Raw genomic sequence first — 14,648 nt, 5'->3', positions numbered from 1 at the left:
GCTAAAGTTATTTGTCGCAGTTTATCTAGCCCCAAAACCTGTCAGCATGGTTTGAATGGTTTTGAGCACAATCAAGATATCTAATGCAAAAGAAATATGTTTAATATAATAAAAATCGTACTGTACCTTAAGCGCTGTCTCATCGGTATCACTAGCATAGCCTTGTGTGACCTGCGCCCATCCAGAAATACCGGGTTTGACGATATGTCGATAATTATAAAAAGGGATGGTTTTTTCAAAGGTTTTGACAAAACTTAGCTGTTCGGGTCTCGGTCCAATCAGGCTCATATCGCCTTTAAGCACATTCAAAAATTGCGGCAGTTCATCGATACGGGTTTTACGAATAAATTTACCGACTTTAGTCACACGCGGGTCATTTTGTTGCGCCAGTTTTGCCCCGTTTTTTTCTGAGTCAAAGCGCATACTGCGAAATTTATAAATTTTAAACAATTTGCCGCCTTGCCCGACCCGCTCTTGGACAAATATGGCCTTACCTGGACTTTCCAACCGTATCGCAATGACAGTTATCAGCGCAATCAGCAATACAAAAGGCGAGACCAATAAAATCGCTATAATATCAATCAGTTGTTTAAACCATAAATAGGTTTGCGATGGCAGCAATGAACCCAATTCGTTTTCATACAAATGATGAATCGGCAGACGACCCGTCAAAGACTCATACACTTGGCGATTATTATACACCGGTCTGCCCTGTAACGTTTGTTCGGTTAAAAATCGTTGCCAATCTTCATCGAGTGCAGGCGATGACAGGTCTGCTACTATGGCTTGCACTTTTTTGGATTGTATGGCATCCAAATGCGGCTTTTCAAGGCGCAGCCAATGGATTTGAAAAATCGCTTCAAAGTTTTGACAATGTCCCAGTGGAATATACGCCATATAAGGTTGGTGCGCTTTTTGCTCCAGCAAAAACGATAAAAAGAAAAACACTGCCCCGATCGCACCTGACAAGCCAAAATAATACAGCGAATACGGCAGCCGAAAAACAATAATCACCATGCCTAACAGCAGCATCACCAACAATAAAGTTGGCAACACAAAGCTGATGGAGCGTTGACCTGGAAATTGGGTGAGTTTGCGCAGACCAAGGGTAACTAGCAGTACACCCAAGGTGGCTAATACCATACTATTAAACTCAGTGATCAGCCAGCGCCCCTGCAAAAAACGCATTCGCCACATCAGCAAGGCAGGCAAAATTACCACCACTACCCAACCCACGATGAGGCGGAACGCGATATTTTGCCATACCAAGAAAATTACCCGCTGCATTATGGTTTGAGTCCTGTTTTTTCAGGATTGGCGTCACGCCATTGTTGAAACTCACGGTATAAAGCTGCAAATGTTGCAGGATCTTGTTTGGCCAAGTTACCCAAGTCAGTATCCACATTATCACAATCCGACAAATCTTTGACCATGACACAAGCCGCTTTGATATGGGTTAATGCCGCTTGCTGGTCACCTTTATAGGCTAAAAACTGCGCATACGCGAGGATATTAAACTGGGAAGAATCGGTATTGAGCACCTCTTCAAAGATAGCTTCTTTGACGCTTGCCTGATTGCGATTAATCGGCACTTGCATGGCAAGGATGCGGTCATGATACGCACTAAAGCCAAACACCTCATTTTGGTAGTCAATTCCTTTGTCTTGGTTTAGATGATTGGTCTGCTTGATAAAGCGATTATAATCCAAATAATTGAGATGAAAATATTGCCAAATATAGTAGCCTGATAACATCGCCAAACCCAGCATCACCACTGACAGGGCTTTTCTTAGCTTGGGTTGCCACGCTAGCTGCCAGCTGCGCTGTTCAATCAACGCCAAAAACAAGGCAAAAACCGCGAGATAACGAAAATACCATAACGGATATTCGACACTGGCATACAAAATACTAGCGATGACAAACGCCAGTGCAATCGCGCTTTCGCTGCTATGGCGCAGATGAATCGCCCGCACCAGTAGCCAAACAATCGGCACAAAGCACAGCGCGCCTAATACACCTAGCTCCGCCAAAATCATGGTGACAAAATTGTGGGAATGGTCGGCAATCTCTGGCCATTTAAAATATTGGGCATAATCAACGCTTGCGCCCATGTAGTTGTTCCAGCCGACCCCTGTGAGCACATGGTCATGAAATATCATCATGGCGCGTTCGCTCATCGCCGAGCGGTTTCCCTGCCCGCCCGCCATACGGCTCACCGCGCCAAGCTGATTGGCGCTGCTATAATTGCTAAGCCAGCTTGCGCCCATGTAGTACAGCACAAATACGATAAGACCAAAAACGCTAGCTGATAATTTGCTTTTCCACGCTATCGGCTGGCTCAAAAAGAAAATAGGTATCACCGCCAGCATCATCACTAGACCCGCCCGACTTTGGGTCAAGGCAAGCCCGATGGTAAATATCACAAACAATACCATCAAGCCAAACCGCGCATATTGTCGGTATCGACCAATCAGCCACTGCGGCGCATTTAACCTTTCTTGAAACGACTGCTGCAGTTGATAAATCACCCCACACAGCGCGAGCACAAACGCATAACCTGCGTGATTGGCTTGCCCAAAGTTGCCGTCATAGCGTCCGCCATTGGCGTTACCACGGGCAATCACCCAGCCTTTATAATCAATCTGATAGCCGCTCATCTGCATCATTTGAATCATAAAGGTGATGATTGCCATGAGATATACCGCAATAAACAGGCGGTTTAATAAATTCGCTTTATTGTCAATGTTTGTCCCAACGACCGCGGTCAATGCCACCACCAGCAAGCTTGTCACGGGGAATATCAGCGCATCGGGGTAAGCGATATAGTTGAATAGTGGCTGACATACAATCAATAGCGCTAGCAACAACCAAGTAAGTACAGATTTGCTAACCTTTGTAATCGGGTTTTGCCAAAAAAAAGCCGCGATTGCCAAACTCACAAACCCAAATGCGGTGGCATTGACGACAAAATCTCGACCGAGCGGCGAGTGCCAAGGCATGAGGTACGTCAAAATGGCTAAGCCCATCCATAGGGTAAATAGACGAATATCTTGATTGAGGGTTTGGTTTGATGTCGATAGTAGCATGGTGTTTTTCGTGGGCTTTAAACGCAAAAATGCTAAACGGGGTAGTTTAGCATTAAAATTAATTACACACTATAATTTCACTTCCTCACCAAAAATAAAAAGGGCTAAAACTTAGCCCTTTTTATAAAACACTTAAACATTTATAGTAACTGTATTATATACTTCAACTAGAGTTATTTAGTCGTAGAAGTCGTAGAAGTTGTAGTAGGATTACGACATTCCGAAGGTACATATTTATACATAGCTTCAGTAGTAGAACATACCCAAGTTACATTACCCCCTGTATAAGTAGGTGTCATAGTAATAGGAACTGATTTTGCTGCTTCCGTAGTATTAACTAAGATTACGCCAGTACTATCAGTACACGTAGAGGATGCAACATTTTTTGTTACTCCGCCAGCAGTAGCATTAATCAGTTTAACTCCTGAACAGTTACCGGTACTAGGAATACTAGTACCACCAGCATTCATAATATTTTCTGATACAGTGGCTTTCATCGAAGCAGCAGTTGAAACTGCTTCTGTAACACGTGCACGGGTAGTGTAATCAGTATATGCTGGAATAGCAATCGCAGCCAAAATACCGATAATCGCGATAACAATCATTAATTCGATAAGGGTAAAACCTTTTTGAGCGTTCATAATGAACTCCTATTTTTGAGTGTATAAAATGGATAACCTAATCATATAGTTAATTATATAGCCTGTCATCCAAGTAAATGAGTCAATCTGCAAAGTTTGGCTAACCATCACTTTGCCTTGGTAATACAATCACTGCAGTTTGTGTGCCAATTTCTTTTTTTAGCCAAGTTAACAATAATATGCCTTCTACTTGGCGACTAATTTCACACTGACTTAATATACCAAAAATTATTTAAGCGTAAAGTTTTTTTAACCATCACAATTTATTCATCTATCCATATGTTATTGTCAAAGATATGACAATCTTTGTCAGTATTTTATGTCAACCAACATGAATGTTGTCCATGCTGCCAAAAATTGTTCAATGTCTAGCTTGATAAGCTAGTTATTCCACTCTTGACCTGTACCACATGAGGTATTTCGGCATTTTATCCCTTGCGCGTTTAGCGTGAGCGTACCATCATTTGCCATCTGCGATGAACTAATAGGTGTGGCTGTAATTGTCCAACGGTCAGTGAGGGGGGTGGGTGCTAGGGTGATAGTATATAATGCTGTACCACTTCTAGGGAAACTCCCATCTAATCCTGTGCCTGCGTTCGTGTAACTGCCTTGTGCCAGTTTACGTGATTCAATTTGCGAGGCGATATTTTGCATCTCTGTCATCATATCAGTGCGTTTGGTTTTGATGACGTAGCGTTGATAATTGGGATAAGCAATCGCCGCCAACACACCGATGATAGCCACCACTATCATAAGTTCAATTAGGGTAAAGCCTTTGTTGGATGTACGGTTCGCTGTTATCATTAAAGTTACCATTTTACTGACCCTGTTTCGTTACATGTAGCTTCTAAGCTAAACGTCGACGATTTATTTTTACATTGGCGACCTGCACTAGTCATTAGTAGTCGTGACGCCCCATAATTTGCCAAACTTTGGCTAGGCTCTGCAAACATCACCCAACTAGCGCCTGTTGCACTATCGACTGTAGTCGCTGAATCCGAGCCTACCAGTGTAATTTCTTTACTAGCCGTACTGCTCCCGTCCAATACTTTGATAGTGTACCGCGTATTGGTACTATCAGGTACATTAATGATTTTGTTGTTGGCATCAAATGTATAACTTATCGAGCTACCAGTCGCTTTTTGGGGCATAAATCCTTTATAAGTCAATGCCTTGCTGCGCCAACGTTCTAACTCAATTTCAAGTTGCTTCATCCGCGCTTGGGTTTGAGCTTCAGCATTCTTGATGGTATATTGGCGATACGATGGTATCGCAATAGCTGCTAAGATAGCCACCATCGCTACTGTTACCATCAATTCGATTAAGGTAAACCCTGACTGCACCTGCCGCATAGTGATTCCTTTATCTGAAAGTCTCATACCAAGTTCTAGGTGTTAGCGTATAGCGTTCTCTATACAGATACTCAGCTGCTGAGCCATCGCCGCCTTGCTGAGTGATTAATGTATTGCCACCAGCCAGTTGATTACTTTTTATCAAACTACTATCTTTGCCGCTATCTGTGCCATAATCAAAGCGATTATTGGCTCTATCTGCCAAGATGACATTACCAATCAATAATCGGATATTTGTTTTATTACTGCTATAAGGTCCCAAAGTCAACTCTTGAATGCCTTGCCCAGCCCGCAAAAATCCGCCTGTACCTGTTTTAGAATCGGCATCGGTACAGATACCCCATGGCAAGCAGTATAGTTCTCTCTCTGAGCCTCCCACTACTTTAGCAGAGCAAGGATCGGCTGTACCATAAGACATATCTGGATTGTAGACGGTCGTGTAGAGCATACTATTCACCACTTCGGACTTGCCCACCCCTTTGTTATACAATACATTACTATAGCCATCAAATCGCGTTAGCGGATAATACCAGCCTTTTTTGCTACCCGATGTCATATTGCCAATTGCTGTGGTACGAGTAGCACTTGGCACAGGTATGGTAGTACCTAAAGCCGTTGGTATATTGGTAAGGTCACTATCACTCAGGTCAACAACAGTCTGTTTGTTGGTGTTGGTGGTCGTAAAATCTTTGGCAAAGAATATACTGTTTGCCTTGGTGATATCAGTATCTATAAGACCATACACACGATCAGCATTAGTGCTACTTGTACGTATTTTTGATAGTGGAGAACTGCGATCACCTGAAATGACGTTTACTAGCGCAAACAACGCATTGTTTTTTTGCTCATTCCTATAAAAACTCACCACAGGACGCTCATATAGGCGAAGGTTGAATTTGGCATTGGTATTGGCAGTGATGGCACCTGTGGTATTGGCGACAGGATAAATTGGTTGTAACAAGCGAGTAATACGCTGCCCAGCAAAGCCCGTCTGTTTAGTACCGACATAGTTACCACTCGAATTCTTTTCATAGATGCTATCACCTGCGTTGGTGAAATCTGCACGGAACACTTGCCCTGCCAAGTCTGCAAAATAAATATGATCAACAAAGCCATCATTGTTGCGGTCTAGTGTGGTAATACCACCTACAATGCTACTATTAAGATAAGGATTGGTGGTGTTCGCGCCTACACTGTTAGCTGACTTAGTAGCCGACCAAATAAGTGCCCCTGTTTTGGCATTTATCATATAGACGGCATTGCCCGCAGTTTTGGTCGTCGCTTTGGTCTTACAACTGTCTGACCAGACCTTGATATTTTTACGCGAGCCTTCGGCAAGGGCTGCATCGGCTGTTGCTTCGGCAGTAGTTGGCGATGTGGCGCCTACTTGAAAGTCTTGCGCTTCATAACAAGGATCATAGCCACCACCAAAAATCAGCACGTCTGTCCCCGTATCCGTGCTGCTCGTTGTGGTCTTAATTTTTGCTTTGGTAGGTTTTGACCAAATTTGTCCCATATCAGCAAATCCAGCGGTCGTTGGGGTGATATTGAACACAATACTAGGCGTACTATAATTGTTCAGATTAAGTCCATAGAGTCCTGTACCACCCAACCTTAGCCCACCATACGCAAAAACACCTTTTTGGGTACTGCCACTACCTGAGTTATCAATATTGACTTTTTTGTTGGAGAAGTCATATTTGTAGTCGGCTGTGACTAGCCAAGGGGCATCAATCCCTGCCACGGGAGCACCAATGCTACTAGAGGTTGTCGAGTTAATTTTCGTTGAGTCTTTTTCAAGTGCATACGGTTGGTTTTGCAACATAGTACGAGGAATAAAAGCAAATACCTCTTTACCGCCATTGCCATTACCATAATTATCGGCATTCACCAGATGCAGTGCGCCTTCCATCGAACCAAACAACACATAGTCGTCTCGGGTATCAGTAACGCGCCCATCATCATCTAGTGTCGCTGAGTAAGAAACGGCGGTTGGTGCTGAGTGCAGCGTTGCCCCTACTACCTTTGTGGCAGATGTAGCATTATCAGCAGTAGTCAGTGTCAGTCCGCTTAATTTTTGTACATCTGTCCCTGTGGTAGCAAAGGATACATTGCTAAAACCCAAAAAATTAAGGAGCTTTGCGACGTTATCAAGGGAGTAAGTACTGGTGTCATTAAATGTGTTACTGGTAGTGATTAAATTGCCATCTAGGGTCAACTTACCGTTGGTATTGACCGCAAATTTCCGTAACTTAGTAGTGGCTGCGCCTGTGGCTATTAAATCTTCAATATAAAGTGTGCGCACTGAGCTCACTCCTGTATTTGGGGTGTTTAGCTGGGCATAATAACCACCTGACGTGACTGAGTTATTACTATTTTGATAGTCTATATCGCTCCATAAGTCTTGAGTAGTCTTGACTAGGTTGCCTGCCGCATCGGAGAATAATGGCTGTTCATTTTTGCCATACAATGTACCTTGATTTAAGTTATATTTCTTGACATTGCCTGGCCAGATAGCTCTTGCTTCGGCAACTTTTGCTTCGACCATTGGGTAATAGGCGACTGCAAGTTGACTATCAGCACGGTAGGGGTCATCAGGGATGGTTATGGTGCCTGATGGAGTCGCAGGAATGGTTTGATTAAGGTCACTGACAAAGTTAACGATACTATTAATGACATCTTCGGTGGATTGGGCTGAGTAAAAGCCGCCTTCACCATAGCCGCCTACCCCTATTGACAATAAGGGATTGGATTTAGCGCCCCAGTTACAAGTATTTCGGATATCACCACTTGGCAAAAGACTACAATTAAAGTATTTGGCAGTTTTATCTTGATATAAATAGTTGCCTGCAGAATCTTTTACCGGTAGAGCAGTCACTTGATCCAGTACAGGCATTTTTAACGTTTTTAAAATATCGTTATAGGCAGAAACATTATAATCCGAACCAAAACCTACCACTGCTGTTTTAATATTTAATCCCATAGGGTTGCTGGTTTTAGTGCGCAATGCTTTGGCAAAAACACTAATCGCATTCCAGCCTGAATCACTACTACCAGTGAGCGTTCCTGTAGAAGGAATATTGAAATCATTACCTTTGCTGCCTAAGGCTAGTTTCATAAGTCCACTAGGATCACTGTTGTTATTGGGCACACCGTCAGTCAGGAAATAGATGCCTTGTCCATCGCATTGGGAATTTGTGCTACTTAATGGGGTTTTATATTTATCAGAGTTTTTTGCATCGGCATATGAGTTGGGAAAGCCACTATCCGAACGGGTACCCATATAATAGTTACCATTGTATCCAGACAGTGTACCACTACTGCCTTTTACAGTTGTACCTTGGATGAAATTGGAATACCAACCCTTCCAATTATTACAAGTTGCACCTACCCAACTATCACATTTAGCGTAATTATTATTACTTCTCACAAAATATAGTTGGCTATATAAGGCAGTTGTTTCACCCATCATATAGCCACCTGCTTCTGCATAGGCATTGGCTGAAGGTGTGCCATTGTAGGCTGTCAATCCGGCAATCGCGTCTCTTATCTTTTGACGCTGTGTATCATCTAGCAATGCTGCTGGCACTAGGATTTTACCACTGATACCATCTGCGGTGAACGCTTCATTATTACTATCACTTTGTGTTGAAAATTGTCCAATTCCAATTGAGACTTTATTAGAATCTAAGGCAGTGCTGTCCATTAACGTAAAAATAGCATCTTTGAGCCTCGTAATACGGTCATAGAATTGCTTGTTTTTATAAAAGTAATTACTAGTATTAGTCAAACCTGTTGTAGTGGGGGCAGCTTCTAGTGGAATTTTACAATCTGTTTTGGAAGTAGAACCATCACTTGTACTACCACATTGAAACCACTTGCCTGAGGAATCTTTATAATAGTAGTAGTTAGGTATATTATTCGTAACCTTGCAAAAATAGCGTTTATAACTTGGTGTAGTTGTTGAATTTTCATAACTATAAGAGGAATAAGTCACACCACTTGGTAAATCACATGCCTCATAACCCACGTTTGACTGTGTAAGCCCCATACTTCCAGAGGTATCAAGCATCATAGTAATGGTAACTTTACCACCTTCAGCCGCCTTATAAATCTCCAAGTCCCCAACATTTTTTTGAACCACATCTGCCTGTGATAGTGGCATGATACCGATAGATGCCATCGCCACCACTAGATATTTTAGTGATGGTAATAACCGCTGAACAGAAGACGGATGACGCTTAGTAATTTTCATATTATCAATCCTTTCTTTATAATCAAACCTAGGTCAACGAAGGCTTTCATCATGACAGCTGACACGCTGTGTCAAGCGAGCCTCTGCCATAAGTGATACATTTGATACCTTCGGAGTTGTTCTCAACGTCAGCTTGCTCATATAACATCTTGGTTGGTGTACCTGCATCATGCAAACAAGTTAATAGTGGAATCTTACCATCGGCCATTGGCACACTGGACTTGGTAAGACAACTGGTATTACTACTATCTTTGGGTGGATTAAAAGCTGGCAATACGGAGGTGGCACGAATATTAAATTTAAATTTTTTACTAGAGCGGTTTTCTACTTCTTTGCCAATCACCACATTGGAGAATACTTCATCATCATTCGACCCTACTGGTATTGATACGCTCATCTGTGTCATTACCGTATGGCGGGCACTGGTGTATCCTGCTGGGCTGTTATAATCACAGATACCATTATTAAGACCACTCCATGTCCCACCTGTGGAAGTATAAATAGTGGCATTACTGGTCAAGTATTTGCGCGTACGCGGGTTATAACAATAGATGAACTCATTGCCTTGGTTGTCTGGGTTTAGTAAAAAGTGTCCAAACACACCCGATACGCTCATTACATCTTTATACTCTTGCGAACTAGGGCTGCCATTCAGCATATTTTCTAATTTTTGATTGGCACTGTCAGAAGATTGTAATAAAAGTGTGTTGATTTGGTCGGCGGTTGCTGTCTTTAAATCAGTACTACTACGGCGGACTGCCATCACACCTGCCAACATAATTAGCACCAAAAATAATAACACCACAATCAGAGCCGCTCCTTGCTGATTAGGGCGATACAGCACTACAGGTGGTTTAGCGAGTTTGGTATGGCAATGATTGGGCATACTGGTCGGCATACTGTACATCTCAAGTTGCTAAAAAACGGCTGAAAATAGGATAAATAATGGTGAATACTAAGGCGTCACACTAATAACACGGGCATTGCGTAGTAGTGTGGTTGACTCATAAGTAGTACGTACCAATTGTTTGCGTGTGGTGTCTGTTTTTAACTCATGGGTTTGACCTAATAATGTAAAGCTAGTTTTATCACTACTACCTACAATAGGCGTACTACCTCTCACTATCAGCCCAACACGCACCGCCACAATCGATGGATGCGGTGATGTTGTAAGACTGATATAAGTAGAGCTTGGCAAGTACATGATTCTATTGGTTGCGTCTTGAACACCTAATAACACTTTAAATTGATCGACACCCGTAATCAGTTCATTACCACCCGTTTTATAATTTGCACTTAAATCCGTAATCGTTGCACCATCAATTCTACCTGCATCACACACCAAGGCAAGATTTTTGACTGCCCCTGTACTGGTGTCACCCGTCACTTGTCGCACAAAATAGCGCTCAATCACTTTTGTATTTGGAGGGATATCTACGCTTTCACAATCTGACATCGTTTGCCCTGTGGTATTGGTAAACTGTATAGTCAGTTGGTCACTATTGATATTATTAATATTTGAAGTACTAGTAAACCCTTTATCACCTGCGGTATGCGTCAAAAAAGGGAGTATTATTGTATCAGTCACCCCTAGATTTTTTAAGGATAACACGATACCGCCATTTTCGGTGGTATCCGTTATTTTATTTACTGAGTTTCCAAGGTTTGCCAAACGTATGTGAGCTTCTAACTGCTGAAGTCCAAAAATACTAGCATCTTGCAGCTCACTGCCACTTTTTTGTGTTGTAGTCGTTCTGACATTGGTTAGATAAATTTGGATAACGGCAGCCGATATCAGCAATCCTAAGACAATAGAGATCATGAGTTCGACAAGGGTAAAACCTAATTGAGGCGTGTAGTGACGATTAGAAGTCAACATCATCAATAAGCCTCCAGAATAAAGCACTGTGCACCAGAGTTGTAAACACCATCTGTATTGGCACAGTCATTATTGCCCGATCCTAATGTCGCTGTAGTTGTACCCCAGCTAGTTACAAAACATTGACGCGCCTGGCCTGAGACTGTTCTTGTCGTAGTGACAGTGCCAACGGTCGTAGTAGTGGTTGTTGTACCCGTGCCTGGACAAGTCACCATTGAGATAGTTAACTCATTATCATTCGCATATTGCTTTAGCGTTAGCGCATCTTTCGTCGCTGTTTGGTTTATCGTACAAGGCGTTGGGACAGTACTATTGTTTGTCATACAACTATCTTTGGTAATAGATGTGCCATCCACTATAATAGCAGTGGTCACCGCACTTGAATTTAATGCATCACTAAATTTAGCGATGCCAGCAGGATTCGCTCGCATCATTTCTGCGCCACCCCGCATGACAGTTAATGCTCGGGTACGCATCAAGCTCTCATCGGTAGCTTTGACTGCGGTCATCTGCATCGCAGTAAATCCAAGCACCGCGATTGCTAACAACATCAATGCCACCAGCACTTCTATTAAGCCAATGCCTTTTTGTGAGTTCATGAACACGTCCCATTTTTGCTAGTGACAATATTACTGCTTGCATCGACCATGATGGTATATTTATCAGACCCAGCGCCATAACACACTGAAAAATTGGTCGAGCTATCTGTGACAGTGCCCGTTCCGGTGTCCCCTTGGTAAGCTTTTTTATAAGGGGTAAAACTAACTGCAGTTAAGGCACTCGGGCTAGCGGTAATCGTCAAATTTTTGTCTAGCGTATAGTCAGACAGCATTTCATCAGCATCTGTTGCCGACCTTTTTACATACAATACAGTGATTTTTTTGCTTGATGAGCTATTGGTTAGCACTACCCTAGTAGATCGCTGAGCAATCATTGCTTGGGTTCTTGCATCTTTTAGCGCAGCTTCAATGATGTTTGCCCCATCTTTGATTCTGGCTTGCTGAATCTGTCGTTGCATACTAGGTGCTGCCATCGCCGCAATGATAGCTATAATTGCAATGGTGATGACAAGCTCAATCAGCGTAAAACCTTGGTCTCGGTCACGATGATACTGTCTTTTCAAAACTTTCATCACGATACCCACCCATACCCCTTGATAAACGACCTATCATACCATGTTTACTAGCACAAACCATTCTAACATTAAAGCAAAAAACATACCTATTATCGCAGTATTTTTGTTAATTGTCATACCTAAAGCTTACTACCCATAGTTTACCTGAGCCACTTATCGTTGCTAAGCGAATTAGGACGAAAGGGCGCTCACGTATTATCAAATCATTTTTAGCTTAGTATTTTAAAGAATCCTTCCAATAACCCACTGGTAGCCCGCCTTTATCTGCGAGCTTTAACGGTATGGCGTTGCAACTTTGGTCGCAAAACAGTCACAAGCAGGACCTAATGCAAAACCTTACCATGCAAGACTGAATACGCATGAATATGGGAAGATGGGTGATAATTCGTGAGTAGATTAGCCAATTCAGACAAGGTGGCGCCTGTCGTCACCACATCATCAAACAAAATCAAATTTTTGCTAGGAGGCATATCTGTTAGAGAAAACGCATCTTTGATATTATCCAAACGCTCCTCTCGGCTTAGCCCCTGCTGGTGAGGTCGCTCGAATCGCTGCACACCCGTAAAAACAGGGATTTGCCAATGAAAGCTTAGATAAGCGGTTAACATGGCAAGCGGATCGAAGCCGCGTTGCCGAATGCGCTGTAAACTTGTTGGCACTTTAATAATTAAAGAGTTTTTGGAATGACAACCTTTGGGAATATTAAGCTGTCTGATAGCTTGAACCAAAACGGGCAGATGATGTAACTGCTGCCCATTTTTGTACCCAAGCATGATTTGATTGAGGGGATATTGATAGTAGCCACTGGCTACGCCACGCAGTGACGTTTGCTTGAGTTGCAAAGTAAAGCATGACGCTGACCATGCAAACCGGTTATGGCATGGCTGACAAAGAAATTGCTGTCGATTGAACCAATGGTCATGGTGACGCGGTGCTAAGTTATCAAAGCCTGCTGCAGCGCAATCATTGATGCCACATAGTTGGCAACGGTGATGAGCTTTCGCTTGATACACTAGCGCCATGGCAAAGGGCAATCGCCACCAAGGCAAGGGGGCTAAGACTGCCATAAACGCAGTTAAAGCCCTTTAAAATCATTGAACATGATACCAATACCGACATTGGTGCTCTTATGATTATAGTCTTGGATGTTTTCACCATAACCATGGAATACTTGTAAAATCGCTTTCATACCGCCTGTCAATGGATAGGCGTAGTCTACCTGTATAGCGCCTTTATTGGTACTTGGATTATAACGCATCACACCACCCACTGTGCTTTGGTCATTAAGCGGATACAACCAACGCACATCGCCATAGCCCATGTAGTCCCCGATATCTGGGTTATCCGAGTCTTTACTGTTTTCATATGCGATGAGCCACAGTCTTGGAATCACGGTGAGTTTGCCCCACTCCGTCCCTGCCATCGCATAGATACGATTCCAAGAACGGGATAACGGGTCTGATTGTCCATTTGATTCATGCACGAGCCCCGCGCCTAACATTCTTAATGACCCATTCCCAGGCAGATTACCCTTGATAGGCTGTGTCAAAAATATCTCTGGCTGATAATCTGAGCTGCGAAAAGGTCTTGAATACTTACCATTGTACACTTGCCAATAAGACTGCTGGGTATAGCCAAGCCAAACATCGGCATTGGTATCGAACACATCTTGGGCAAGCTTGGTTTTCATTGAAATTTGCAGCTTGCTATCTAAGTGCTGCAAAGAATCTTTCGATGCGCGAACATGATCTTGGGTGGGTGAATGAATATCATAGTTTGGCGTCGCGTTGTACCAAAGCGGCATGACATACATGGGCAAATGTGGACGTATCGTCAGTATCCCTTTGGGATCATTTTTATCCAAGTCATATAACACACTCAGTGGCGTATATTTTTCCACATCCGTTGCAGTCACCCCCACTTGTTTTAAGATGGTTTTGTCAAGCTTGTTGGGTACCAAATGATCCAGTTTTTTTTGCTCGTTTTTAGTGGGAGTCGTGACGGTTGTCGTTTGATCCACGGCTAACACGGGCACTGCTTTACCTTCTTTGATACTCACTTTCAAGGTTTTGGCAATATCAAGGGGCGCCTTGGCTTCGGGTTCGATTTTACCAACGCTTATCTTGTCAAAACAAGCTAGACGCGCGACATTGTCAGTGATTTTTGAACAGGTTAGCAGCGTTTGCTCGTCGACAGGAATAACGGTTGTTGTTATTAAAGTTTTTGTTGAATCTTGTGTTGAGGGTTTTGTTGAAGCTTTTGTTGAAGCTTTTGTTGAAGCTTTTGTTGAAGCTTTTGTT

Annotated in this window: 12 protein-coding genes; all 12 read right to left on the bottom strand. The window is 42.9% G+C overall.

Annotation, left to right across the window (positions count from 1 at the left end; translation table 11 throughout):
• Window positions 1-21: 21 nt before the first annotated feature.
• Complete coding sequence (locus RTP55_RS09945) at window positions 22-1,287, bottom strand: exopolysaccharide biosynthesis polyprenyl glycosylphosphotransferase (protein WP_312385850.1); 1,266 nt, start codon at window positions 1,285-1,287, stop codon at window positions 22-24.
• Window positions 1,287-3,086 carry a PglL family O-oligosaccharyltransferase gene (locus RTP55_RS09940; RefSeq protein WP_312385849.1) on the bottom strand — a complete coding sequence of 600 codons (1,800 nt, stop codon included), beginning with the start codon at window positions 3,084-3,086 and terminating at the stop codon, window positions 1,287-1,289. Before RTP55_RS09940 ends, RTP55_RS09945 begins: the two co-directional genes overlap by 1 nt.
• A gap of 173 nt (window positions 3,087-3,259) precedes the next feature.
• Window positions 3,260-3,727 carry a pilin gene (locus tag RTP55_RS09935; RefSeq protein WP_312385848.1) on the bottom strand — a complete coding sequence of 156 codons (468 nt, stop codon included), beginning with the start codon at window positions 3,725-3,727 and terminating at the stop codon, window positions 3,260-3,262.
• A gap of 381 nt (window positions 3,728-4,108) precedes the next feature.
• Window positions 4,109-4,531 carry a type IV pilin protein gene (locus RTP55_RS09930; protein ID WP_312385847.1) on the bottom strand — a complete coding sequence of 141 codons (423 nt, stop codon included), beginning with the start codon at window positions 4,529-4,531 and terminating at the stop codon, window positions 4,109-4,111.
• A gap of 5 nt (window positions 4,532-4,536) precedes the next feature.
• Entirely contained in the window at window positions 4,537-5,079 is a 543-nt protein-coding gene (locus RTP55_RS09925) for a type IV pilin protein (protein ID WP_312385846.1), read from the bottom strand.
• A 10-nt stretch (window positions 5,080-5,089) separates the two neighbouring features.
• The gene (locus RTP55_RS09920; protein ID WP_312385845.1) at window positions 5,090-9,334 is read right to left on the bottom strand and encodes a pilus assembly protein; all 4,245 of its coding nucleotides are present in this window, start codon (window positions 9,332-9,334) and stop codon (window positions 5,090-5,092) included.
• A gap of 49 nt (window positions 9,335-9,383) precedes the next feature.
• On the bottom strand, window positions 9,384-10,232 hold the full coding sequence (locus RTP55_RS09915; protein ID WP_312385843.1) for a pilus assembly protein PilX: 849 nt from the start codon (window positions 10,230-10,232) through the stop codon (window positions 9,384-9,386).
• A 57-nt stretch (window positions 10,233-10,289) separates the two neighbouring features.
• Window positions 10,290-11,216 carry a PilW family protein gene (locus RTP55_RS09910; RefSeq protein ID WP_050325839.1) on the bottom strand — a complete coding sequence of 309 codons (927 nt, stop codon included), beginning with the start codon at window positions 11,214-11,216 and terminating at the stop codon, window positions 10,290-10,292.
• Window positions 11,216-11,812: a type IV pilus modification protein PilV gene (gene pilV / locus RTP55_RS09905; RefSeq protein WP_312385840.1), complete on the bottom strand. Its 597-nt coding sequence runs from the start codon at window positions 11,810-11,812 to the stop codon at window positions 11,216-11,218. Before pilV ends, RTP55_RS09910 begins: the two co-directional genes overlap by 1 nt.
• Window positions 11,809-12,345, bottom strand: a complete 537-nt coding sequence (locus tag RTP55_RS09900) for a GspH/FimT family pseudopilin (RefSeq protein ID WP_144918136.1) — start codon at window positions 12,343-12,345, stop codon at window positions 11,809-11,811. The genes pilV and RTP55_RS09900 overlap by 4 nt, the downstream gene beginning before the upstream one ends.
• A gap of 326 nt (window positions 12,346-12,671) precedes the next feature.
• Complete coding sequence (locus tag RTP55_RS09895; protein WP_312385837.1) at window positions 12,672-13,415, bottom strand: ComF family protein; 744 nt, start codon at window positions 13,413-13,415, stop codon at window positions 12,672-12,674.
• Between the two features lie 8 nt (window positions 13,416-13,423).
• Window positions 13,424-14,648 (bottom strand): phospholipase A (locus tag RTP55_RS09890; protein WP_312385836.1); only part of this gene is annotated, 1,225 nt, incomplete at its 5' end.

The organism is Moraxella sp. CTOTU47579 (assembly GCF_032004885.1).
Classification (GTDB): Bacteria; Pseudomonadota; Gammaproteobacteria; order Pseudomonadales; family Moraxellaceae; genus Faucicola; species Faucicola tetraodonis.
The sequence above is the reverse complement of the archived record's forward strand: the minus strand, read 5'-3'. Positions and strand labels throughout refer to the sequence as shown.

Coding starts and splice junctions, on each gene's coding strand:
- RTP55_RS09940 (WP_312385849.1), bottom strand. CDS start 3,086: ATGCTACTATCGACATCAAACCAAACCCTCAATCAAGATATTCGTCTA.
- RTP55_RS09910 (WP_050325839.1), bottom strand. CDS start 11,216: ATGATGTTGACTTCTAATCGTCACTACACGCCTCAATTAGGTTTTACC.
- RTP55_RS09935 (WP_312385848.1), bottom strand. CDS start 3,727: ATGAACGCTCAAAAAGGTTTTACCCTTATCGAATTAATGATTGTTATC.
- RTP55_RS09895 (WP_312385837.1), bottom strand. CDS start 13,415: ATGGCAGTCTTAGCCCCCTTGCCTTGGTGGCGATTGCCCTTTGCCATG.
- RTP55_RS09915 (WP_312385843.1), bottom strand. CDS start 10,232: ATGCCGACCAGTATGCCCAATCATTGCCATACCAAACTCGCTAAACCA.
- RTP55_RS09925 (WP_312385846.1), bottom strand. CDS start 5,079: ATGCGGCAGGTGCAGTCAGGGTTTACCTTAATCGAATTGATGGTAACA.
- RTP55_RS09930 (WP_312385847.1), bottom strand. CDS start 4,531: ATGATAACAGCGAACCGTACATCCAACAAAGGCTTTACCCTAATTGAA.
- RTP55_RS09920 (WP_312385845.1), bottom strand. CDS start 9,334: ATGAAAATTACTAAGCGTCATCCGTCTTCTGTTCAGCGGTTATTACCA.
- pilV (WP_312385840.1), bottom strand. CDS start 11,812: ATGAACTCACAAAAAGGCATTGGCTTAATAGAAGTGCTGGTGGCATTG.
- RTP55_RS09945 (WP_312385850.1), bottom strand. CDS start 1,287: ATGCAGCGGGTAATTTTCTTGGTATGGCAAAATATCGCGTTCCGCCTC.
- RTP55_RS09900 (WP_144918136.1), bottom strand. CDS start 12,345: ATGAAAGTTTTGAAAAGACAGTATCATCGTGACCGAGACCAAGGTTTT.